This window comes from Aquamicrobium soli (genome assembly GCF_042646345.1).
Lineage (GTDB): Bacteria > Pseudomonadota > Alphaproteobacteria > Rhizobiales > Rhizobiaceae > Mesorhizobium > Mesorhizobium soli_A.
Genome location: NZ_JBHRTK010000010.1, coordinates 145789 through 169538, shown reverse-complemented (window position 1 = coordinate 169538; position 23750 = coordinate 145789). Strand labels below are relative to the sequence as shown.

The window sequence follows — 23750 nt, the reverse complement described above, 5'->3', positions numbered from 1 at the left end:
CCATAGCGTGAATGGGCGGCACTGTCATGCCGGACAAATCGGGCGGATTTTCCATCACTGGCCGCTGTCCTGCAAAGATAACAGGGGGCCGAGGTCACGCACCGTCCCGAGCGTGTCGAGCGCAAGGACAGCGGCAATCAGCGCCTCGGTGCGGGCCTTGCCCATCACCGGCGAGATCAGGTCCTCGACCTTTGCCACGATCTCCGGCACCGCCATCGGATTGTCCGGCGTTCCCCGCACCGCTTTGGCGTGGTGGCGCACGGTCTCCTTGCCGATCCGCTCGATTTCGACGATCGCCTGTCTTGCCGGGCGCGCCGCCGTCAACTCCGCGCTTGGCAGCAGGCGGATCTTGCTGCGCATGGCGAGCACCGCCGGGTCGCTCATGCGGCTTTCGTCGTGGGTGCTCTCGAAGGTGACGGTGCCGTCGCTCAGCGCCAGCGCGGCCAGGTGCTGGGCGCAGACGGCCGGCATCGTCCGGTTGTCGATGATATGGATGCGGTCGTCGGGCACCGTGATGGTGACGCCGGCGATCTCCTGCGGACGGATATCGTGCGCGGCGATGAGGGCGGTGACCGCATCGAGGACCGACTGGATCGGCGAGCCGACGCACCATTTCTTGATCGACGCATCGATGATTTCGAAGCGCGTGCCGAGGTCGGCGACAAGCACCTCCGGGTCCGGGTTCTCGGCGAAGGCCGTGAACAGGCTGTGGCGCCCGGAAAACGGGTCGTCGACGGCGGTGAAGCCGGCGGCGACGAGCGCCACGGCGGTCATGCCGTTGCGCGCGCCCATGCCGCCGAAGTCGAAGGCCTTCTCGACATGCTCTGAATCGCGCTGCCAGAAGGGGATGCCCGATGCCTGCTGCGCCGCATAGGAAAAGGCGTGGCGGACCTGTGCCGGACCGAGGCGATAGAGCGCGGCCGCCGCGGCCGTCGCGCCGAAAAGCGGGCCGAGGCTATGGCTGCTGTGCAGGGCGGTGTCGGGCCGGGCGAAGCCGAGCGACATCACCGCGCGCGCGCCGACATCGTAGCCCAGCGCCACCGCGCGGATGAGGTCTTCGCCGCTGGAGCCGCAGGCCTCGCCGGCGGCGAAAGCGGCGGGCAGGATGCCGCAACCCGGATGGAATCGGCCGCGCAGGTGCGAATCGTCGGTCTCGTCGGCATGCGCGGACATGCCGTTGGCGAGGGCTGCCACGACAGCCGGGACGCGCTGCGCCGTGCCGATGAGGGTCGCCTCCGGCTTGCCGCCCTGCGCCTCGGCGAAAGCCGTGGCCAGCCGGCCGACCTTCAGCCGCGAGCCGGAAACGATCGCCGCGAATGTATCGAGTATGTGGCACCGGGTCTTCAGCGCGACCTCGGGCGGCAGCGGCGTATCGAGCGCCGCCGATACATAGGCGGCCAGCCGCTGCGCCTGAGGCGAAATACCAGATCCGTCAGAATGCGGCATCGCCGGCTCCTCGCGATTGCGGACATCGAGTGTTGCATTCGGTATTCATTTGTATGCAATAATGGGTGCCTGGCCCGTAAGTCAATCGGCGCCGATGGGCAGCGGCGGCGCTCCCGGGGATACAGGCACAAGGTGATGAGGCATCAGGCATGACGGATCAAGGCCGTGCGACGGTAGACTATGGGGCGGCTCCGCTCGGCCTCGGGCTGACCCGGCAATTCGCGGCGTTTGTCGCCGATGCCGGCTATGACGACCTTTGCGAGGAGGCGCGCAAGGCCGCGCGGCGCGGCGTCCTCGACTGGATCGGCTGCGCGCTGGCCGGCAGCCGCCATGCGACGGCGCACACGCTGATTCGCACGCTGGCCGCGCTGAACTCCAGCGAGGCCGCTCCCGTGCTCGGCCACACGCTGCGCATGGGCCTGCTGGAAGCCTCGATGGCCAACGGCCAGATGGGGCATATCCTCGACTTCGACGACACCCATATGGGAGGGGTCATTCTCCATGCCAGTTCGCCGATCCTGCCGGCCCTGTTGGCGGTCGCGCAAACCCGAAAAATCACCGGCCGGCAGTTGATGATCGCCTATGCGCTGGGCTTCGAGGCCGGCGTGCGCGTCGGGCGCGCGGCTCCGCTCCACCATCCCGGCGGCTGGCACCTGACGGGAACGCTGGGCACCATCGCGGCGGCGGTGGCCGTCGCCAGCGTGCTCGGGCTCGACGCCGCGCGCACGACCAATGCGATCGCGCTCGCCGCCACGCAGGCGGCCGGCATGCAGCAGAACCGGGGCACGATGGCGAAGTCCTTCCACGCCGGCAAGGCCGCTTCGAACGGCCTGCTCGCGGCCTTGCTTGCCGAGAACGGCTATGACGGCTCCGACGAGATTCTCGAGGGTAGGCGGGGTTTTTGCCGGATCTACAGCGCCGAGACCGACGAGGCCGCACTCCTCGACCAACTCGGCAACCGCTGGGAGATCGTCCGCAACGGCCACAAGCCCTATGCCTGCGGCGTCGTGCTGCATCCGGCCATCGACGCCATGATCGCGCTCGGCAACCAGGCGGGCGAAGGGGCGTCGGTCCGCCGCATCGAGCTCCAGGTCAACCCGGGGGCCATCTCGATTACCGGCGTCGCCAATCCCCGTTCCGGCCTGAAGTCGAAGTTCAGCCTGACCTATACGGCTGCCGTTTCGTTCCTCGACCGCGCGGCGGGCGTCGACCAGTTCTCCGATGCCGGCACCGCGCGGCAGGACGTGCCGGCGCTGGCGTCGCTGATCGAGGTTACGGCGCAAGAAGAGCTCGCCCGCGACCAGGCGAGCGCCACCGTGTGGCTGGCGGGCAGCGAGCGGTTCACGCACCGGGTCGAGCATGCGTCGGGGACCGCCGACAACCCGATGAGCGATGCCGCCCTGCACGCCAAGTTTACAGCCAACGCGGTTCCCGTTATCGGGGCCGAGGCGGCCGCCCGGTTGGGCGATGCGATCGGCCGCCTCGACCAGATGCAGGACGTCGCCGAACTGGCGCGGATCGCGGCCTGATCGACCCCGAAGGGTTGCCCGTGACGTTGAATTCGACAGGACAGAAAGCCATGAGACACTTTCCTGCCGCCGTGGTTCTTCTGGCCTCCGCGCTGTGCGGCTTCCTGGCGTCGAAGGGCGGGGTGCCGCTCGCCTGGGTGCTCGGGCCGATGGTGCCGACGGCCATCGGTTCCATTCGCGGCGTCCAGGTCATCGCGCCCCGGCGCGGCCGGCAACTGGGGCAGTTGATGATCGGCACCTCGATCGGGCTCAGCCTGACGGTGGCGGCATTCGAGATGATCGTGATCTGGTTCCCGGTCATGCTGCTCACCGCGCTGGTGTCGATCCTGGCGACGGGGCTGCTGTGCGTGCCGTTCAGCCGCGCCAGCCGCGTCGATATCCCCACCGCCTTCTTCTCGCTGACGCCGGGAGGCCTCGCCGAAATGGCGCGCACCGGCGAAAAGGAGGGCGCGCAGCGTGAACCTGTGGCGATGACGCAAACCATCCGGGTGGCGCTGCTGGTCTGTATCCTGCCTTCGCTGCTCCTGCATTTCGGCATCGACGGCGGCATCCCGCAGGCCACCGGGCGCTCGCTGCTGCCGCTGCCGGAACTGCTGTTCGTCTTCGCCTGCACCGGCGCGGCGGTCTTCCTGATACGCTTCACCGGCGTCAACAATCCGTGGATGATCGGGGGCCTGATCGGCGCCGGCGCCATCGCCGCCAGTGGCCTTGTCGACGGGCGGGTGCCGTATGCGCTCTACGCCCTTGGCCAGTTCATGATCGGCATCGCCATCGGCGCCCGCTTCAACCGCGAAAACCTCGTCAAGCTGCCGCGCGTCAGCGTCATGGCCGTGCTGTTCATCGTGCTGATGACGTCGATGCTGTTCCTCTATGCCGTGCTTCTGTACCTGGCGACCGGTCTCGACCTGTCGAGCATGGCGCTGGCGGCGTCTCCGGGCGGGCTGGCCGAAATGGCGCTGACGGCGCAGATCCTGCATCTGAACGTCGGGCTGGTGACGGCCTTCCACGTCGTGCGCTCGTTTATCGTCAACGCGTTCAGCCAGCAGATCTTTCGCCTGTTCAAGCGCATCGGTCTGTTCGACGGCGTCGCGGCCATGCTCGACCGCATGGCCGGGCGCGCGCCTTCTTCATAGCGCGGATAACGTATTGAAGGAGGTTGCACTTATTGCACACTTCTGTATACATTAATGAGCGGCTATGATGATGAATGGCGGCCCGCCATTTTCGGCAGGGCCAAAGGGGAGCGGATGACGGATAACGGAATGCCGGCCGGAAATGGCGCGGGGCAGGGTGGCCGGGACCGTCCGCTGGACGGTCAGGTGGCGCTGGTGACCGGCAGTGTGCGGCGCATCGGCCGGGCAACCGCGCTGGCTTTTGCAAGGGCAGGGGCCGCCGTCGTCATCAACGCCCGCTCGTCGCGCGACGAAGCCGAGGCGACGGCGCGCGAGGTCGAAGCGCTCGGCGTTCCCGCGATGGTGCATCTGGCCGACGTGACCGACGAGCAGGCCGTTGCCGCGATGGTCGAGGCCGTGACCGGCCGTTTCGGGCGGCTCGACATTCTGGTGAACAACGCGGCCATCCGGCGCGAGGCGGCGCTCACCGAGATGAGTCTCGCCGACTGGCGCGAGATCATGTCCGTCATCCTCGAAGGCGCGTTCCTGTGCAGCCGCGCCGCCATCCCGCACATGGCCCGGCGCAATTACGGGCGCATCATCAATATCGGCGGCGTCAGCGCTCATACCGGGGCGATCGGGCGCGCCCATGTCGCGGCGGCGAAGGCCGGCCTGGAAGGGTTTACCCGGGCGCTCGCGGTCGAATTCGCCCCGTCGGGCATCACCGCCAATTGCGTCGCTCCGGGCCGCATCGGCGGCAAGCGGTCCAAGACTTCGGGGCACGGGGTTTCGCTGCCGGGGGGCGCAGGCCCGCTGGTCGGACAGGAGGGAAAGCCCGCCGACGTGGCGGAAGTGATCATGACGCTTTGCGGACCGGCGGGCGGGTTCGTGACCGGGCAGACTTTTCACGTCAATGGCGGCCTTTATCTCGCATAGGCGGCTTGATTTATGCCGTTGAACCGTTCAGAATTGTCAACAAAAGTCAGTTTTCAGTTTACAAATCGAGACAATGGGAGACGAACATGAAGCATAAATGGTTGGGTGCCGTTCTTGCGGCCATTCCGGCGATCGGTCTCATGGTGGCGCCGGCCGCCGCCGAGGACTATCCGGTATCGACGGTCAAGCTGATCACCCATTCGAGCCCCGGCGGCGGCACCGACGTGTTCCTGCGCCAGCTTGCCAAGCACCTGTCGCCGATCATGGGCACCACCTTCGTGGTGGAGAACGTGCGCGGCGGCGGCGGCGCCAAGGCGATGGCGACGCTGGCCAACGGCCCGAAGGACGGCAGCGCCTTCTATGGCACGACGCCGAGCTACGTCATCACCTCGCTGCTCAGCAAGCCGGAGGCGACCTACGAGGATCTCGATTCGGTCGTGAACATGTTCTACGACCCGCAGGTCGTGTTCGTCGCCAAGGACAGCCCCTACCAGTCGCTGACCGACCTGGTGAACGACGCCAAGGCGCGGCCCAACGCGCTGGTCGTCGCCGTCAGCACGCCGAGCTCGCTCGACCGGCAGGTGATGGAGAAGCTCAAGACCGTTACCGGCACCGAAATGAACATCCTGACCCATGACGGCGGCGGCGACGTCATGTTGAGCGTGCTCAACGGCACGGCCCAGGCCGGCATCGGCGAGATCGCCGAACTGCGCGGCCAGTTGGATGCCGGCGCGCTGCGGCTCATCACCACCTACACCGACGAGCGGCTTTCCCAGTTCCCCGACGTCAAGACCGCCAAGGAGCAGGGGATCGACCTGGTCGTGCGCAAGTTCCGCGGCATCGCCGGTCCCAAGGGCCTTCCCGATAATGTCATCGCCGCCTGGGAAGAGGGCATCTCCAAGCTGCTCGAGGATCCGGAATTCAAGGCCTGGTACGAGGCTGAAGGCGTCCAGAAGGCCTATCTCAACCATGAGGACGCCAGCGCCCTGACCAAGGAATTCGCCGACGAGATGAAGGTATTCTTCAAGGAATACAACATCGTCGAGTAATCGGGGCCTCCTCGGGAGAACGGATATGAGAGCGACGCTTGTTTCATCGGGGGTCCTGTTTGCCCTCGCTGTCGCCTACTGGTTCGGGGCGGACGCACTGCCGAAGAGCCGGCTTGGCGGGCAGGTCGGTGCCGACGGGCTGCCCAAGCTGCTCGCCATATCGCTGGCCGTGCTTTCCGTCGCGCTCGCGGCCCAGACCCTTGCCTATATGCGCAAGGAAAAGCGCGCAGGCGTGGCGGCCAAGCCGGTGGAAGCGGACGGGGGCGACAACCCGCACGGTTGGAGAAGCCATGCCCGCGCGTTCGGCCTGATCGCGATCGGGGCAGCGTATCTCGCGCTGCTCCCCCACCTCGGCTACGCCGTTTCGGCGGCCTTGCTGCTGCTGGTCGTGTCGACCTATTGCGGACTGAAGCCGTCGTGGCGCACGCTGGTCTTCGCCGTCCTCGGCGGCGCTGCCTTCTACATCATCTTCGTCAGGGTCCTGCAGGTGCCCTTGCCCGCCGGCCTGTGGCCCACGCTTCTCGGCTAGGCCCGGCGGTCGCCAACATGACAACTCTGGATCACGATCGGACACATCCATGGAAGGCCTGAATTACGCGTTGGCGGCCCTCACGTCGCTGCCGGTGCTCGTTGCGGCGGCCAGCGGCGTCATGTGGGGCATTCTCGGCGGCGCGCTGCCCGGAATCTCTCCGTCCATCGCCATGGCGCTGCTGCTGCCGTTCACCTTCGACATGACGCCGCTGTCGGCGATCGTGCTGCTCGGCGCTACCTATATCGGTGCGGAATATGGCGGCTCGATTCCCGCCATCCTCATCCGCACGCCCGGGACCAATTCGGCGGCGGCGACCGTCATCGACGGCTACACCATGCACCAGCAGGGCCGTGGCGGCGAGGCGCTCGGCCTGTCGCTGGTCGGCGGCACCATCGGCGGCCTGGTCGGCCTCATCTTCCTGGTCCTGCTGACGAAGCCGCTTGCCAGCCTGGCCTTGATGTTCACCCCGCCGGCCTATTTCGCGCTCGGCATCCTCGGCCTCAGCATCATCGCCTCGCTGTCGGAAGGGTCGCTGGTAAAAGGGCTTATCGCCGGCGTCGCCGGCCTGATGCTGGCAACCATCGGCACCGATCCGCTCTCCGGCGTCGCGCGCTTCACGTTCGGTAATCCCGACCTGCTCGAAGGCATCCACTTCATCTTCATCATGCTCGGCGTGTTCGCCGTGGCGGAGTTGATGAGCAAGGTGACGGAGCGCGACGATCCGGCGATGGACGGTTCGGTCGGCAAAGGCACCAGGCTCAAGCTGCCCAGCCTGAAAAAGCTGTGGCAGTTGCGGCGCGCACAGGCCATCGGCACCGGGCTCGGCATCGCCGAAGGACCGATACCGGGCGCGGGCGGCACGGTGGCGGCGTTCCTCGCCTATAACGAGGCCAAGCGCTGGTCGAAGACGCCCGAACAGTTCGGCAAGGGCTCCGAAGAAGGGGTCATCGCGCCGGAAGCGGCCAACAACGCCGTGACGGCGAGCGCGCTGGTGCCGACCCTTAGCTTCGGCATTCCCGGATCGAACTCGATGGCGATCCTGCTCGGCGGGTTCCTGATCCACGGCATCCAGCCCGGCCCGCTGCTGCTGACGAGCAACCCCAACCTGGTCTACGGCCTCTATGGCGGGCTGTTCCTGGCCAACATCCTGATGTTTGCGTTCGGCGTCGTCATCCTCGCGCCCTGCATCTGGTTGGTGAACCGGCCAAAACCCTACCTCACCGCCGCGATCTTCGTGCTGGTGCTTTCGGGCATCTATTCGATCAACCACAGCCTGTTCGACCTCGGCATCGTGCTCGCCACCGGCGTGCTCGGCTATGTGATGCGGGTGCTGAAGTTCCCGGCGCTACCGCTGATCCTCGGCGTCGTGCTCGGCTACATGATCGAGTCCAACTACCGGCGTTCGCTGCTGATCACCAACGGCGACCACATCGTGTTCTTCCAGAACCCGGTGAGCCTGGGCCTGCTGATCTGCTCCGGCCTGATCATCGTGCTGGCGCTGGTGACGGAAGTGCGGCGCTACCGCAAGGTCGCTGCCGCCTGAAGGCAGCGCAACCGCGCGAAATCCTCGCGGCGTGATGGGCCCGGCCCGCCACGCCGCGCTCCTCTTGGTCAACTGGATGGAAATTCAATGGCACATCACGACATACCCGCCCCGGGCTCTTCGGTTGCCGAGCGCTTCGCCGGATGGGCAGCCGCGCTTGAAGTCGGCGCCATTCCGTCCGAGGTCCGGCAGACCGCGACCTGCGCGCTGATCGACCATGCGGGCCTTGCCGTATCGGCGCGCAACGAGGACTACACGAAGGCAGTGGTCGATAGCTGGGACGGCGCCGGCGCCTGCACCGCCTTCGGGCAAGCTAGGGGGTTCGACATGGCCGGCGCGGCGCTGGTCAACGGCACCGCCGCGCATGGCGAAGACTACGACGACACTTTTGAAGGCTCGCCGATGCACACCAGCGCGGTGGTCATTCCGGCCGCACTGGCGGCGGCGGAGCGCTTCGGCGCTTCCGGCGAGGACGTGCTGCGCGGCATTGTCGCCGGCGCCGAACTGATGTGCCGCATGGCGATCGTGGCGCCGACCGCCCAGCACCGCGCCGGCTTCCACCCGACCGCCGTCGCTGGCACGCTCGGCGCGGCCGCCGCCGTCGCCGTCACGCTGCGCATGAGCGCGCGGCAGATGACCGATGCGCTCGGCGTGGCCGGCAGCATGGCTTCCGGCATCATCGAATATCTTTCCGAAGGCACCTGGACCAAGCGCCTGCATCCCGGCTGGGCCGCCCAGAGCGGTATCCGCGCGGCCCTGATGGGACGCGAGGGCTTTCTTGGGCCGCGCACGGTGTTCGAGGGCGAGCACGGCTTCTTCTTCGCCTTCGGCGTCAACACGATCCAGCCGGAGCTGGCCCGCATCACCGCCGACCTCGGCGAGGACTGGCATTGCGGCCGCATCGCCTTCAAGCCCTATGCCTGCGGGACCATGGTCCAGCCCTTCATCGATTGCGCGATCCGCCTGGCGCGCGAGGGCCTGCCGGTCGACCGCATCGCCTCCGTGCTGTGCAGGGTCGGTGAGGGAACCGTCCATCGCCTCTGGGAACCGCTGGCCGAGAAGCGCAAGCCGTCGACGCCGTATTCGGCGAAGTTCAGCGTTCCGTTCGGCGTCGCCGTCGGGCTTGTCGACCAGGCCGCCGGCCTTGGCCAGTTCACCGACGCCCGCATCGTCGATCCGGCGATCCTCGACCTGGCCGGGCGCGTCTCCTACGAGATCGACCCGAAGGACGAATACCCGCGCAATTATACCGGCACCGTCATCGTCACCTTGGACGACGGGCGCACCTTCGAGGCGCATCAGCCGCATCTGCGCGGCGGTGTCCGCGAGCGGCTCGGCCTTGATGAGATAACCGCCAAGTTCCGTGCCAATTGCGCCTATGGCGGATGGAGCGACAGCCGGGCGAACGACCTGGCGGAATGGGCGACGGGGCTGTTCTCGGCCCCTGATCTAGCCGGCCTGGCCCGGTTCCGGGGCTGACGCGGGCAATCTTTCTTCCGCAGTGCACAATTTTCTTCGCAATTGCGTCAAATTGTGCAACCCTTACGAGATGACGTAGGGGAAGGAAGATGAGCGCAACATCTGTCGCCAAGGCGTTGACGCCGCCGGATATCGTGGCACGCAAGGGGCAGGCCCCGCTGGTCTGCCTGACGGCCTACACGACGCCGGTCGCGCGCATCGCCGACCGTCATTGCGACGTGGTGCTCGTCGGCGACAGCGTCGGCATGGTCCTGCACGGGCTGGACTCCACGCTTGGCGTGACCCTCGACATGATGGTCATGCACGGCAAAGCGGTGCGGCGCGGCATCGAGCATGCCCTGATGGTGGTGGACATGCCGTTCGGCTCCTACGAGGAAGGCCCGGCACAGGCGTTTCGCAGCGCCGCCCGCCTGATGGCGGAGACCGGCTGCGGGGCGGTCAAGCTGGAGGGCGGCGAGGCGATCGCCGACACCATCCGTTTTCTCACCGCCCGCGGCATTCCAGTGATGGCGCATGTCGGCCTCACCCCGCAGGCGGTCAACGTCTTCGGCGGCTACAAGGTCCAGGGTCTTGGCGATTCCGCCGCCCGCATCCTGGCCGACGCGCAGGCGGTGGCCGAGGCCGGCGCCTTTTCGGTCGTCATCGAGAAGGTGGCCGAACCGCTCGCCCGCGCGATAACCACGAAGCTGGCGGTGCCGACGATCGGCATCGGCGCTTCCGCCGACTGCGACGGGCAGATCCTCGTCGTCGACGACATGCTCGGCATGTTCACGCAGTTCCAGCCCAAATTCGTCAAGCGCTACGCCGAACTTGGCGTGGCCGCCGATGCCGCCATGGCGGCCTACGCGAAGGAAGTCCGTGAGCGGAGTTTTCCCGGCATGGAACACGTCTACACCGGGCCGGCGAAGGCGCCTTCGCCATGAGCGTGCCGATCGTTCGTACGCTGGCGGACCTCCGATCGGTTGTCGCCGGTTGGCGGAAGGACAAGGCGCGCATCGCGGTGGTGCCGACGATGGGGGCCCTGCATGAAGGGCACCTGAGCCTGGTGCGCGCCGCGCTGGCGCGGGCGGACCGCGTCATCGTCACCCTGTTCGTCAACCCGAAGCAGTTCAACAGTGCGGCCGACCTTGCCGCCTATCCGCGCACGGAAGAGGAAGATGCGGACAAGCTCGCCCCGCTCGGCGCGCATCTGCTTTATGTGCCGGACGGGTCGGAAATCTATCCGCCGGGCTTCGCCACAACCGTTTCGGTCACGGGCGTCAGCGAGGGGCTTTGCGGGGCAAAGCGGCCCGGGCATTTCGACGGCGTCGCCACTGTCGTCGCGAAGCTGTTCCTCCAGACCGGCGCCGACATCGCCTTCTTCGGCGAGAAGGATTTACAGCAGCTTCACGTCGTGCGGCGCATGGCGAGCGACCTCGACCTGCCGATCGAGATTGTCGGCTGCCCTACGGTTCGCGAGGCGGACGGACTGGCGCTCTCCTCTCGCAACGTCCGGCTCTCGGCCGGCGAGCGGGCGATCGCCCCGAAGCTGGTCGCGATCCTGGACGAGGCGGCCAGAAGCCTGTCGGCGGGCGCGCCGGCCGCGTCCCTGCTGCAGGCGGCTAACCGCTCGATCCTCGCCGCCGGCTTCCGCGAGGTCGAATATGTCGAACTGCGCTCGGCAGCCGATCTTGCCCCGCTCGAGCTGGCGGACCGGCCCGCCCGCCTGCTTGCGGCGGCATGGCTTGGCCAGACCCGCCTGATCGACAATGTGGTCGTCCAGCCTGCCGCGGAGTGATCTGCCGGGCCGAGGCTTTACTGGAGCGGCACGGTGGCGGGTGGCTCCGCCGGGACGTCGAACTCGACCTGGCAACGCTGGCCGGCCGGGATCAGGTCGTCCGGATTGGGGAGCTCCAGCCGCACCCCGAAGGTGCCGCTGGCGGCGTCGAACATCTTGTCCACCACCGTCACCCGCGCCTTTCGGCTTTGCTTGTCGGGCTGGTCGAGCACGACCGAGCCCTGGGAGCCGACGGTGATCTTGCCCCACAGCGCGACGGGCACGTAGGTTTCGACGAAGAGCGGGTCGATCTGCACGATGGTCATGATCGGGCTGTCCTGGCGGACGAACTCGCCGGCGCGCAGGCTCTGGTCGGCGACGAAGCCCTTGATCGGGCTGCGGATGCTCTGCCGGTCGAGCAGCGCCTGCTGCCGCTGAAGCTCGATCTTGGCCAAGAGCGTCTTGCGCTGCTCGGTGTCGAGGTCGCGCCGGGCGATTTCGACGGTCGCCTCCAGCTCCTGGACCTTGGAGACGGAGACCGAGCCGGAGGTCGCCAGTTTCTTCGACCGGGCAAGGTCCGCCTCGGCGAGCGACAGCCGCGTCTGCTGCGCGCGCACCGCCTCGTCGGCGTCGGCCTGTGCCTTGGCCAGCGCCACATTGGCTTCCTCCACCGTCGATTCCAGGCGTGCCACCACGTCGCCGGGCTGGACGCGGGCGCCGCGCCCGACCTCGACGGAAGCGAGCAGCCCGGTGACGGGCGTGCCGATCTGGACCCGCTGCGCCGGCTCGGCGACGCAATCGAAGGTCATCGGCTCGGCGCCGGCGACGGCCGGGGCAAGAAGGAGGATGGTGGCGAGCGAGGCGACGGGCTTCATGGGTTCACTCTGGGCGGCCGGAGAAGGCGAGGGTGCGGCTTTGCTTTTCATCGGTCTTCAGCAGGTCCTTGCGCATGCCGGCATGCACGCGCTCGGCCCGGCGCTGCGCATGGCGCAGCAGCCAGCGCGACGGCCATTCGCCGAGTACAGGCGCCGTTGCCCGCGCCAGCGTCCTGAGCGCCCGGCTGGCGGCGAAGTCGACCAGCGGGTCGTCGAGCGAGAGGATCGCTTGGAAGCAGCCCGGTTGGCCCTGCCTGCCGCTGCGGCCGGCAAGCTGGTCGTCGATGCGGCGCGCCTCATGGCGCTCCATCATGATGACATGCAGGCCGCCCAGTTCTTCCACGCCGTCGGCGAGATGGATATCGGTGCCGCGCCCGGCCATGTTGGTGGCGACCGTGATGCGGCCGATCTCGCCGGCCTGCGCAACGATGGCTGCCTCGGCCCCGTCCTGCGCGGCGTTGAGGACAAGGTGGGGAAGCCCGGCCTCGGCAAGATGCTCGCTGGCGGCGAGCGAACAGGCGACCGAGCCGGTGCCGACCAGCACCGGGACGCCGCGCGCGTGCAGTTCGGTGATGCGCTCGATGGCGAGCCGCCATTTCGCCTCCTCGGTCGGCAGCACCCGGTCGATCAGGTTCTTGCGCTGCCTCGGCCGATGCGTCGGGATCGCCACCACCGGCAGGCGGTAGACGGTCCAGAACTCGCGCGCGACCTGGCGTGCCGTACCCGTCATGCCGGAAAGATGCGTGTAGCGGCGGAAGAACCGCTGGTAGGTCATGCGCGCGATGGTGGTGCGCCGCGCCGAAGGCTTGCAGCCTTCCTTGACCTCGATCATCTGGTGCAGCCCGTCGGACCAGGCGCGGTCCGGCATCAGGCGGCCGGTATGCTGGTCGATGATCTGCACCTTGCCGTCGCGCACCAGATATTCCTCGCCGCGATGGAAAAGATGCAGCGCCGACAGGGCCTGTCTGGCGAATTCCTCGCGCACGATCACGCCGCGCCACTCCTTGCCGTGGGCCTCGGCGAAGTCTGCGGTGCGGTCGCGCCCGGCGTCGGTCAGCACCACGCGCTTCTGCTCGGCCAGAAGCAGGTAGTCGACGCCTTCCCGCATCGAGGCGGCGAGTTCGAGCGCCTCGTGCGCGGCCTCGGCGGAAATCTCGCCCTTGGCCTCGCCGGAAATGACCAGCGGCGTGCGCGCTTCGTCGACCAGCACGCTGTCGGCTTCGTCGACGATGGCGAAATGCAGGCCGCGCAGGCGCAGCCTGGCCGCGCGCGGCGCTTCGTCCTGCAGGCCTTCGAGCTTCAGCCGCAGGTTTCCGTCCCGCTGGCCGAGCACGATGCGGTCGCGCAGATAGTCGAACGCCAGTTCCTTGTTGGTGCAATAGGTGATGTCGGCGCGGTAGGCGGCCTGCCGTTCCTGCATCGATTGCCCGCCCACGACCACGCCGACCGACAGGCCGAGCGCGTCGTAGATCGGCTGCGTCAGTTCGGCGTCGCGCCTGGCGAGGTAGTCGTTGACGGTGACGACATGCACCGGCAGGCCGGCAAGGGCTGCGGTACCGGCGGCGAGCGCCGCCGTCAGCGTCTTGCCCTCGCCGGTCGCCATTTCGGCGAGATAGCCGCGGATCATCGCATAGGCGCCGATCATCTGCACCGGATAGTGGCGCCGGCCGCTCAGCCGTGCCGACAGTTCGCGGATGACGGCGAAGCACTCGGCCACGATCGCTTCGGGAAAGCCGTGGTTGCGCCGCAGTGCGATGGAGACCTGCCGCCCCCGAAGGCGCAGCGCTTCGTCAGACAGCGCCCGCATCTCGGCCTCGAACGCGTCCGCCTTGGGCACGATACCGGCAAGCCGGCGGGCGCGCCGCCCAGCTCCCGCGACCACGGCATAGGCCACGACCTGCGAGGCATATTCGTCGAGCGGCGCACGCCGGACGTCCTTGCGCTCCGCGTAGAGGATGGGCAGCGGCGGCCTGGGGAGAACGACGTCAGACATTGAAGTGGCTCAGGAAGGTCTGGCGCACGGTGCGCATCCAGCGCCAGATCAGCGGCTCCCTGCCATGGTCGAAGCGGACGAACACGCGGCTGCCCAGAAGCAGGTGCTGCGCCGCGCGCTCGGGAAACACGTCGAACACGAACAGCCCTTCCAGCGCGCGCGGCTTGCCGCTGCCGTCGTCGGCGGAGCGTACCGCGACGCTGCCGCCGCCCTCGACGGCAAGCGCCAGGCTCGGCAGGTCGAACTGGGCGGCCGGGACCTCGCGGCTGATGCGGGCAGGCACCGTATCGCCGGTCTCGCCCGCGTAGCGCACATCGACGCCGTCGGTGCGGGCGCGCACCAGGTCGACATCGCTTTGCGGCACGACCACCCGCAATTGCGGCGTGGCGGAGGACACGACATAGCCGACGAGATCGCCCTGGTTGAGGAAGCGGCCGGGCAGGTTGGCCACCTTGGGCAGGATGAAGCGCCCCGTGTCGTGCGCTGTCACCACCAGCCCGTCGCGCCGCTGTTTGACGGAAGCCAGGACGCCGTCGACGTTCTTGATCTGCTGGAGGATGACATCGGCCTCGACGCGGTCGGAAAACCGCATCGCTTCGTAGCGCAGTTGCAGTTCGTGGCGCTGCGCCTCGATCAGGGCGACGCGGCCGGTGATTCCGGGATCTTCCAGCCGCAGCAGAGGCGTTCCGGGCGAAACCATCGAATCGGGAGGGCTCAGAATCTCAGTGACGATGCCGGCCGTGTCGGCCCGCACCTCGGCGCGGTCGGGAATCCACACCACCCCCTGCGCCACCGTCGCATAGGGCATCGGCACCGCCAGCACCAGAAGGAGCAGGGCGGCGGCCACGCCGCCGGACAAGGCCATGGCGCGGCCGCGCCGGTCCTGCAGGCGCGGCGAGGTGACCAGGAATTTCAAGCCCTTGAATATCGGCATCGCCAGGGTGGCGAAGACGGTGGCGATGGCGAGCAGGACGCCGATGAAGAACAGCTTCGTCGCCACCAGCAGCGCGATCATCAGGCTGAGCAGGACGCGGTAGAGGAAGGCGAGGATGGCGTAGCCCAGCAGCCACTTGCGCTCGCCCGGCGCGGAGGCCGGGTTGTCGATGTCGGCGATGCCGAGGAAGTAGCGCTGTACCAGATACCAGAAATAGCGGTTGGCGCGGGTGCCGAGATTGGGAATCTCGATCAGGTCGGCAAGGATATAGTAGCCGTCGAAACGCAGCAGCGGATTGCCGTTGAACAAAAGCGTCGAGATGCTGCCGATCAGCATCACGTTGAAGGCGGCGGCGCGGGCAAGGCCGGGCTCGGCGTTGACCCAGAAGATCATGGCGGCGGCGGCGAGCGCGAACTCGACCATGATGCCGGCGCTGCTGACGACCATGCGGCGCCCCCGCTCGCGAAACGCGGTCGAGGAGGTCGCGTCCACGTAAGGCGCGGGGATCAGCACCAGCAGCATGACGCCGACCTCGTGCACGGCTCCGCCCCACGCCTTGGTGGCATAGGCGTGGCCGGCCTCGTGCAGCAGCTTGATCAGCGGATAGATGGCGAGGATCAGGGCGACGTTGCCGGTGCTGAGCAGCCGGTCCGAGGCGTCGGCGGCGAGTTCCGGCCAATGCATCACCCCCAGGACGATGCCGGTGCCGACCAGCGCCAGCCAGGCGAGCAAGCCGTAGACGGTGAAAAGCGGCCGCACCAGCGGCATGGTGAGGTTCAGCCAGCGATCCGGGTCGAACAGCGGCATGCGCAGCGCGATTGGGTTGCGCAGCTTGTTCACGATCTCGCTGCGCGCGTGCTTGGTCGAGCGCTCGCTGAGCTCCTGGAAATCCGGCGGCAGTTCGCCCTGAAGGAGATCGGAGGAATGCAGTTCGGCGAGCAGGTTGATAACCTCCTCCTGCGTCGGCGGGTCGTCGCCGGCGCGTCGTCCGACCAGGTCCCAGATCTCGTGCAGGGTGCGCCTGCCGTCCATCAAAGAGATCATCAGGTTAGCCGAACTCGACAGGCGGTGGAAACGCCCGGTCTGGTGGTCCTGCAGCACGTACCAGATTTCGCCGCGAAAGCTCTGTCGGTGAATCTGGGCGTGGCGGCGCAGCCTGAACTTCAGCTCCGAGACGCGGTACCAGGAGGGGCTGAACAGCGACTTGGCCACGTCACGACATCCAGCGCCAGCTTGCCAGGCGCCACCATTCCAGCACCGGCCGCATCCAGATCGACACCAGCCGCCGCCGGTCGATGGCGATCTTGGCGATGCCGATCATGCCCGGCCGCAGCCGCGGCGAGGCCTGCGTCAGGCTGCCCTCGACCTGGAACAGGTTCTTGCCGTCCCTGGCCTGCGCCACCGGCGTGATCTTGCCGATGGTGAGGTCGAAACGCTCGTCCGGCAGCGAGGCGAAGATGACCTCCCCCTTCTGGCCCTCGTTGACATCGGCGATCTGGCGCTCGTCCACTTGCATGACGACGCGGTAGTCGGTCAGCGGCGCGATCTCGTAGAGCAGTTCGCCACGGCTGACGGAGCCGCCGATGCGCTGGCTGAGGTCGCCGGAGACGATCAGGCCGTCGAACGGCGCCACGATGCGCGTACGCGCGATCTGCTCGTCGATCAGCTTGAGCTGCGCGTCGGCCTGCTCGATCTGGCTCTTGACGATGTTGATGGCGGCCGGTTGGCGCGTCGCCAGCGCCTTGTCGTATTCGAAACTGTATTGCTGCCGCTGGGTCGCCCAGCGCAGCCGTTCCAGCGCCAGTTCGCGGTCTTCGAGCGTCGCCAGCTCGTCGCCGGCCTTGACGACGTCGCCCGCCCGCGCGGTCGCCTCCTGGATGAAGCCGTCATAGGAGGAGATGACGGCGCGGCGGACCGAACCTTCGATCTGGGCGTCGGCGTTGACCCGGTAAGTGTCGGTGGCGAAATAGGCGAAGGCGAGCGCGGCCATGAGGCCGACCGCGGCGAGCTTGCGGCCGGTATGGCCCGGCCCGAGCAGCCGCTTGACCTGCTGCCACAGCGATTCACCGGTCTTGGTGATCAGCCAACGGTCGTTCAGCCGCTTCTCGTTGAGAATGGGGCCGATGGCGGTCGCGATCATGTCGAGGATCTGCAGGCTCTCCGGCTCGAAGGCATGGTCGCGCCGGCGCTCGAAGGTGATGGCGCCGATGAAGGCGTCGACCACGAAGATCGGCACGGTCAGCACCTGGCCGTCCTGTTGCAGCCGGGAGACCTCGCTGTGGGCGTGGGTGGCGATGGGTTCGTCCGCGCCGATCGGATAGAGGATCGAGCAACGCTGGTCGATCGCCTCGTCCATGGCCGCCCCGATGGCGCGCACCAGGCCCATCTGGCGGCCGAACTGCGCGGTATGGGAGATGGCGACGACGCGGGCCGCCCCACGGCGAATGAAGCCGATGCTCACTCGGGCGCAGTCGAAGCGGATCGCGAGTTCGGTGGCTGCCGCCATGGCCGCCGGGGCGAAGCGCTGGTGGTCGAGGATGGAGGCGATGAGGTCGAGCGTGGCGCGCGAACGGTCGAGCTGGCGCACGCTGGTCACGGCCCTCTGGCCGCGCAGATGATCGCGAAGCCAGGCCGAGCCCCACTGGATCTGGCGGATCGCCGCCCGCATCGCGTCCTTGGCTTCGGCCCGATTGGGGATGTCGATCGCGACCGCCACCACGGCGATGACGGTGTCCTCGAGCGGGATCGGGAACGCCACCGAGGGCCTGGCGGCGGAATCGGCCGTGGCCCCGCGCGCCACGGCGCGGTGCTCGGACAGGGCCAGTTCCGAAGTGGTGCGCAGGTCCGCCGGCTCGTCGCCGACTTCGGGCCAAGCCGACAGCAGGCGCAGGCCGCCGCCCTGCGCCTCTACGCGCACGATCCCCTGCGAGGCGCCGGGGATCATGCTGCATTGCAGGGCAAGCCAGGCGGTGGCCAGGTCCTCGGATGTCCGTGCTTCCGAAAGGCGCTTCCACAGCGCCGGCGCAAGCAGCGTCAGCGAACTGGCGGACACGGCATCATGCGCCGGCTCCGCATCGTCGCTTTGCGTGACCTTGGCCATCGGTTTCGGCCGCTATTCGACGTGGAGTGCCCCGTAGCGGGATTCGTGCTCGCGCAGCACGCCGCCCAGCACCGTCCACAGCCGCTTCGCCGCCAGCGGCGTCAGGATGATCCGGTTGGACAGTTCGACCGAGACGGAGCCGCCGTCCTCGACGTTCCAGGTGCGGTTGGTGCCGAAGAACAGGTCGACCTGTTCCCTCGTGCCCTGGACGTTGACGACATTGGCGAAGTGGGTGGCCATCTGGTCCTCAAGCCACTGGACGCCCTTGGGCGCCTTGTCGCCGCCGTTGCCGGACTCTTCGGATTTCGCCGCTGCTGCTGCCTTGGCCATTATGTTCCCGCCCTGTTGTCGCTGCCAGAAAATCGCGGCTGCAAGCCGCGTTCGTCGCATGGACTGCTTGTGTCGATACCGTCTTGCCCGAGGCGGGCGCCGGCAGTCTCACGGCGGCGCGCCCGTGCGGACAGTAATTCAAACGGGATTGGACCGGAAGCCGTTTTCGCGGTTTCTAAAGCAGCCCTTCCGAAAGTGTCCGGCTTCGGGACCGGGACATGCGCGCCGTCAATGACCCCGGCCGTGCGCTACGACCCCGAACGACGAGCACGCGTTTCCGAGGGCTGCCCCGCCCCTAGAAATGATAGGCGAGGCCGATCCGGCCGGTCAGCAGCGACGGCTTCAGTTCGACCTGCTCGAGCTGGCTGTTCTCGGTCTTCAGGCCGTTGAACGCCTTGGTGTAGAGGCCTTCGACCCGCAGGCTCCACTTGTCGGTGAGCGCCGATTCGATGCCGGCGCCGACCTGATAGGCCGACAGCATCTTGCGGCCGCCGCCACCCAGCCCGAAGAATTCCCCGTTGGCCTCGGTCCACAGGCCGGCAAAGCCGCCCTTGGCATAGACGAGCGTCGAGGGCGTCGCGAAATAGCCGGCGCGGGCAGAGACCGACAACGTTCCCTTGATGGTGCCGAACAGGGTCGGCGCGCTCGGGTCGAGCGAATTCTGCTCCGGATCGTTGAAACGGGCGGAGAGATATTCCCCGCCGGCCTCCACGCCGAGCAGGTAGGACGATCCGAACAGGAAATTGTAGCCGGCAAAGACGCCACCGCCGAAGGCGGATGCGCTGAACGGCCCGATGGTCGCGCCGGCGACGTCGATTTCGCGGCTCATGAGGCCGGCATTGTAGGCGCCGCTGATGCCGGCATAGAAGCCGCCCCAGTTGAGGTCGGGCGCGGCTTCCACAGGGTAGGAGGAGCCCCGGTCGGCGTTGAAGCGATAGGCAAGGCCCGCCGTCACCAGCAGATAGCGCGGCTTGAAGACCTCGCCATCGTCTTCGAGGGTGAACTTGTTGAACGCGTGGTAGTAGTTCGCCTCGATCCGCCCGGTGAGGTTACCCCACAGGAAGGTTTCGGCGCCAACACCGAACTGGGCGGTGCCGACGGTCTTGCTGGCGGTGCCGGCGAAACCTTCCTCGGCTTCCAGCTTGATGCCGGCATAGCCCAGCCGGCCATAGATCAGCGTCTGCGGCGTCAGCAGGTAGCCGGCGCGGCCGCTGATCGAATAGAGCGAGTTGGCCTTGACGAGCGTGCCGAGGCCGCCGGCGACGTTCGGCGAATAGTCGGCGCTGATCTGCGTGTAATCGAGTTCGAAGCCGGCGACCCAGCGATTGTTGAACTGGTAGTCGAAGCCGCCATGGACGCCGTAGACAAAGTCCTCGGAGCCGATGCGGTAGCTGATCGTGTCGCCCGGAAAGCCCGGCGTCGCCAACTGGTCATAGCCCATGTTGCCGAAGGCGGCACCGCCGTGGACGCCGAGATAGAAGCCGGTCCAGGACGGCCCCGAAACCTCCTGCGGCGGCGCGACGACCTGGTCGGCTGCCTGTGCCAGCGGCATGGCGGAAAGGAAGGCCGCAACCGCGACCGAAGCGGCGTACCGATTGCGAACCATGATGTTTCCCCTCGCCCAACTGTATTCGAATTAACACGCGATTCAGAATCGTGTCAAAAAATCGGCCCCCTACAGGAGCCGATTAGTATACGGTCGCCCGATACCGTGTCGAATCTGCAACAATGGCTGCTGATCGGATGAAAATACCGAGCGTCCGCAAGGAGGAGTTCAATCCGTTGCCCGTCGGCGCAAGCAGATTCGGGGTCCGGGCATGATCAAACCCGATCCGATTCGGCAGGTCGACCGGTTTCTGGAGACCGAGATCGAGGCACGGGCGCTGGCGCTCGCCTTCGCGTCCGGGCTGGTCGACCGGCTGGCCGGCGGCGAGCCGGTGGCCAGGGAAGAGCTTCATCGGCTTGCCGGCATGCCGCAAGCCGCCTTCGCCCTCTTCCTGCAGGTGCTGGCGGGCAACGGTGTCCTTCGCGGCGAGGACCCGCTTCGCCTGACGCCGGATTTCCGAGCGGCCCTGGCGTATCGCGACCTCCTGGAGGCGAAGCTTTGGTTCGCCAACCTGGTGGCGCCGGATGTGCACGGCCTCTTTGCTGAACTTCTGTGCGACATTCCCCGCTTCATGGCGGAGGCCAGGGTGTTCGAACTGTTCCGCTACGACCGCTGCATGGAGGTGACGCCGGACAACCTCGCCGCAACGGCCGAGTGGGTGAACTACACCTCGACGCTTACCCGCTACGAGGCCCCGGCCTGTCTCGACCGGCTCGACCTTGCCGGCGCCAGGGCCATCATGGACGTCGGCGGCAACAGCGGCGAGTTCGTTCGCCAGATCTGCGAACGCTATCCCTCGATGACTGCAACGGTCTTCGACCTGCCTGTCGTTTGCGAACTCGGCCGCCACCATGTGGCCGGGTTCCCGCAGGCGGCGCGTATCGCCTTCCGCGGGGGTGACCTCAGGCGCGACCCGCTGCCGGCCGGCCATGACGTCGTCAGTTTCAAGTCGGTGCTGCACGACTGGCCCGACGAGGAAGCCACGGCGTTCCTGGACAAGGCCGCCGCCGCGCTGGAGCCGGGCGGGCGCCTGTTGATCTTCGAGCGCATGCCGATCGAAATGAGGGGCGCGCGGCTGCCCTATTCGATGGTCGCCAACCTCGTCTTCCTGCCGTTCTTCCGCAAGCCGGGCTTCTATGCGGCCGAACTCGACACACTCGGTTTCGTCGATGTCACCGTCCAGACGGTCGGGATCGAGATGCCGTTCGCGCTCGTCACCGCGAGAAAGAGGCCGTCATGAAGCGGGCGCCCATCGTCGCGATATCGGGCCATCCTGGCAGCGGCAAGACCTCGCTGACAAAGGCCTTGCAGCAGCGGCTCGGCGTGCCGGCGCTGCATTATGACGACTACGAGACGATGACCGCGTCGTCGGCCGAAAAGGTCCGCGACTGGATCGGGCGTGGCTCGAACTATGACGAGATCATGCTGGAGCCGCTGGTCAGGGAACTGATCCGCCTGGCGGAGGCGACGCCGCGCCCGAAATGCGTCCTGTTCGACACGCTGCTCGGGCGGGCGCATCGGGCCACGGGGGAACTGATCGACACGCTGATCTGGGTCGATACGCCGGCCGATATCGCCCTTGCCCGCAAGCTCGGCGAGGCGGCGGCCAAGGCGCGAAAGGCGGGGCAGGCGCCGGCCTTCGTGGAATGGCTGGAATTCTACATGGCGCAATATACCGGCTTCATCGCCGACACCTATCCCCTCCAGCGCGAGCGCGTGCGGCCGGGCGCCGACATCGTCATGGACGGCCGTGCCCCGCCGCAAAGGCTGGCCGACGAGGCGGCGGCGGCGATCCGGCAGCGCCTCGACCTGTTCGCGGCCGCCGGCGATCCGAAACGGACGCCGATCAAGACGCAGGGGCAGCGCATGCTCTCGCTGATCGAGGCGCTGGACTGTCCCTTCGGCCTCGAGCGCTCGGTCAAGCTCGGCGCCGGCGCCGTCAACGAGGACCGCTTTCTCGCCATCGTCCACAAGGATTCGCTCGGGGGCCAGCCCGATGCCGGGCTCCGGCGGATTGCCCGCGAGCTTGCCATGCCGGAGGCGATGCTCGACCTTTTATGCCGGCATCTGCACGAAGCCGAGATCGTGCATTTCGGCTACGAGGGGGGCAAGGCCGGCCTTTACAAGATCTATGCCGAGTTTTCCGGGCGCGTCCGGCGTGGCCTGGCCAAGGGCGCGAAGCCGGCAAACGAACTGGTTCACCTTGCGGTCAAATGGCGGCCCGACGATCCCGGCTCGGCGCGGGTGTCGCGCTATGTCTGGCCGGCCGAGGCGCGCGGCGTGGAGGCCATCCAGCGCCGGCTCGAGGCCATGCGGCCTGCCGAGGGCGCTTTCGCCTCGGTCGATGCCGCGCTGGCGATGATCGAGGCGGCTCGCCATCGCTGCCCGGACGAGCGCATCTTCTTCATGGAGGTGGAGGAGGAGGGCTCGCCCCGGCGTTCCTTCGACATCAATTTCTATTCAGCCGGCCTGCGGGTCGCTGCGGTCGAGGGCGCGGTCAGGCGGATGGCCGACACCTACGCCATCGCGCCGTCCGGGCTCGACGACCTGCTGTCGCGGATCGGGGGCGAGCCGCTCGGCCATTTGTCCGGCGGCATGGGAGGCGACGGCCGGGATTTCGCCACGCTTTATTTCGGCGCGGCTGCGAGACGGGGGGCTGGCCGTGGCTGATCTGCTCGACTGGGCGCAATCCGGCGACATGCAGTTCGACTACTGCCTGTGGTCCTACAAGCCGCTGGCCCCGACGGCGGGCAAGCTGCGCTCCTCGACGCTGCTGTGGCAATCCTTCGAGGCGCTTGGGGCTCCGCCCCGGCTGGGCGAGATGGTTCGCGCGGTGCGTGACGGGATCGGCCCGCTCAAGACCGTCTGGGGTGTCAAGCAGAAGGGCGATGCCTATAGCTGGGAGCTGTATTTCTACGACTACGAGCGCCTGGAGCGCCAGGTGTCGATCGAGCGAGTGCTGGGCGCGCTGGCGCCCTATGCGCCCTCGGCGCTAACGCTGTCGCCGAAGCGGCCCTATTTCATGTTCTCGATCGACCTCGATGCGGAACTCGGCCGGGGCGAGCGCGAGATCGAGGAGATCAGCGTCTATCTCGGCAATCCGAGCGGTCACGTCTCGTCGGGGCTTTCCTACCAACTCACCCGGTCGGGCCTGCGCTTCGACAATCTCTATTATTTCTTCGACGCCAAGGAGAACTGGGAAGACATCGTCGGCAAGGTCGCGGCCTCGGCGCATGTCGATCTCGAAGGGCTCGACATCTCGTCCATCCTGTGGCCGGAACTCGCCGATCACTGCGGCATCATCGTCGTCGCCAACAAGAAGTATAATGACGGCGTCTATTTCTCCCGCCTGCCCATCGACCCGTTGATCTGGTTCGTGGAAAGGCTGGGGTATCCTGCCGCCATTCGGGATTTTCTTGTCGCCCACCGGGATCGGCTCGACCATATGCTCTATGATGTCGGCATCGATTACCGTATGGTCGACGGAAGGCTGGAAATCCTGAAGAGCGCCTATTACGGCGTCGTGTAGA

General features: G+C 67.3%; 19 protein-coding genes. 12 read left to right on the top strand and 7 right to left on the bottom strand.

The genetic code is table 11. From position 1 onward, the window contains the following. Nucleotides 1-54 precede the first annotated feature (54 nt). On the bottom strand, nt 55-1446 hold the full coding sequence (locus ACFOHJ_RS08540) for an MmgE/PrpD family protein (RefSeq protein ID WP_378220068.1): 1392 nt from the start codon (nt 1444-1446) through the stop codon (nt 55-57). Nucleotides 1447-1595: 149 nt separating this feature from the next. On the opposite strand from ACFOHJ_RS08540, the gene ACFOHJ_RS08535 reads away from it, so the two are divergent. From ACFOHJ_RS08535 to panC, 9 genes are all read left to right on the top strand, one after another. Beyond that, entirely contained in the window at nt 1596-2975 is a 1380-nt protein-coding gene (locus ACFOHJ_RS08535; RefSeq protein WP_378220067.1) for an MmgE/PrpD family protein, read from the top strand. A 50-nt stretch (nt 2976-3025) separates the two neighbouring features. Continuing rightward, the gene (locus tag ACFOHJ_RS08530) at nt 3026-4108 is read left to right on the top strand and encodes an AbrB family transcriptional regulator (protein ID WP_378220066.1); all 1083 of its coding nucleotides are present in this window, start codon (nt 3026-3028) and stop codon (nt 4106-4108) included. A gap of 114 nt (nt 4109-4222) precedes the next feature. Further along, the gene (locus ACFOHJ_RS08525) at nt 4223-5023 is read left to right on the top strand and encodes an SDR family NAD(P)-dependent oxidoreductase (RefSeq protein WP_378220065.1); all 801 of its coding nucleotides are present in this window, start codon (nt 4223-4225) and stop codon (nt 5021-5023) included. Between the two features lie 86 nt (nt 5024-5109). Continuing rightward, on the top strand, nt 5110-6072 hold the full coding sequence (locus ACFOHJ_RS08520; RefSeq protein WP_378220064.1) for a Bug family tripartite tricarboxylate transporter substrate binding protein: 963 nt from the start codon (nt 5110-5112) through the stop codon (nt 6070-6072). 25 nt (nt 6073-6097) lie between these two features. Continuing rightward, nucleotides 6098-6601, top strand: a complete 504-nt coding sequence (locus ACFOHJ_RS08515; RefSeq protein ID WP_378220063.1) for a tripartite tricarboxylate transporter TctB family protein — start codon at nt 6098-6100, stop codon at nt 6599-6601. A gap of 49 nt (nt 6602-6650) precedes the next feature. Next, entirely contained in the window at nt 6651-8147 is a 1497-nt protein-coding gene (locus tag ACFOHJ_RS08510; protein ID WP_378220062.1) for a tripartite tricarboxylate transporter permease, read from the top strand. An 87-nt stretch (nt 8148-8234) separates the two neighbouring features. Beyond that, on the top strand, nt 8235-9626 hold the full coding sequence (locus ACFOHJ_RS08505) for an MmgE/PrpD family protein (protein ID WP_378220061.1): 1392 nt from the start codon (nt 8235-8237) through the stop codon (nt 9624-9626). Nucleotides 9627-9715: 89 nt separating this feature from the next. After that, nucleotides 9716-10549, top strand: a complete 834-nt coding sequence (panB, locus tag ACFOHJ_RS08500) for a 3-methyl-2-oxobutanoate hydroxymethyltransferase (RefSeq protein WP_378220060.1) — start codon at nt 9716-9718, stop codon at nt 10547-10549. Continuing rightward, nucleotides 10546-11403 (top strand): pantoate--beta-alanine ligase, encoded by an 858-nt coding sequence (gene panC, locus ACFOHJ_RS08495; RefSeq protein ID WP_378220059.1) that lies wholly within the window; start codon nt 10546-10548, stop codon nt 11401-11403. The genes panB and panC overlap by 4 nt, the downstream gene beginning before the upstream one ends. Nucleotides 11404-11420: 17 nt before the next feature. Here the strand turns inward: panC and ACFOHJ_RS08490 are convergent, their stop codons facing one another. From ACFOHJ_RS08490 to ACFOHJ_RS08465, 6 genes are all read right to left on the bottom strand, one after another. Next, nucleotides 11421-12257, bottom strand: a complete 837-nt coding sequence (locus ACFOHJ_RS08490) for an efflux RND transporter periplasmic adaptor subunit (RefSeq protein ID WP_378220058.1) — start codon at nt 12255-12257, stop codon at nt 11421-11423. 4 nt (nt 12258-12261) lie between these two features. Further along, nucleotides 12262-14250: a preprotein translocase subunit SecA gene (locus ACFOHJ_RS08485; RefSeq protein WP_378220057.1), complete on the bottom strand. Its 1989-nt coding sequence runs from the start codon at nt 14248-14250 to the stop codon at nt 12262-12264. Further along, entirely contained in the window at nt 14243-16396 is a 2154-nt protein-coding gene (locus ACFOHJ_RS08480) for a PqqD family peptide modification chaperone (protein ID WP_378220056.1), read from the bottom strand. Before ACFOHJ_RS08480 ends, ACFOHJ_RS08485 begins: the two co-directional genes overlap by 8 nt. A gap of 1 nt (nt 16397) precedes the next feature. Beyond that, a complete protein-coding gene (locus ACFOHJ_RS08475; RefSeq protein WP_378220055.1) occupies nt 16398-18284 on the bottom strand; it encodes an HlyD family efflux transporter periplasmic adaptor subunit in 1887 nt (628 codons plus the stop codon). Between the two features lie 12 nt (nt 18285-18296). Next, nucleotides 18297-18614 carry a DUF3467 domain-containing protein gene (locus ACFOHJ_RS08470; protein ID WP_378220054.1) on the bottom strand — a complete coding sequence of 106 codons (318 nt, stop codon included), beginning with the start codon at nt 18612-18614 and terminating at the stop codon, nt 18297-18299. Between the two features lie 295 nt (nt 18615-18909). Continuing rightward, nucleotides 18910-20220, bottom strand: a complete 1311-nt coding sequence (locus tag ACFOHJ_RS08465; RefSeq protein ID WP_378220053.1) for an outer membrane protein — start codon at nt 20218-20220, stop codon at nt 18910-18912. A gap of 211 nt (nt 20221-20431) precedes the next feature. Here ACFOHJ_RS08465 and ACFOHJ_RS08460 point away from each other — a divergent pair, with 211 nt between their 5' ends. From ACFOHJ_RS08460 to ACFOHJ_RS08450, 3 genes are read left to right on the top strand one after another with little or no spacing between them, the layout of a single operon-like run. Continuing rightward, nucleotides 20432-21460, top strand: coding sequence for a methyltransferase (locus ACFOHJ_RS08460; RefSeq protein ID WP_378220052.1), 1029 nt, complete (start codon nt 20432-20434; stop codon nt 21458-21460). Further along, a complete protein-coding gene (locus ACFOHJ_RS08455; protein ID WP_378220051.1) occupies nt 21457-22890 on the top strand; it encodes a hypothetical protein in 1434 nt (477 codons plus the stop codon). The genes ACFOHJ_RS08460 and ACFOHJ_RS08455 overlap by 4 nt, the downstream gene beginning before the upstream one ends. Beyond that, nucleotides 22883-23749, top strand: a complete 867-nt coding sequence (locus tag ACFOHJ_RS08450) for a hypothetical protein (RefSeq protein WP_378220050.1) — start codon at nt 22883-22885, stop codon at nt 23747-23749. The genes ACFOHJ_RS08455 and ACFOHJ_RS08450 overlap by 8 nt, the downstream gene beginning before the upstream one ends. The last annotated feature ends 1 nt before the right edge of the window (nt 23750 follow it).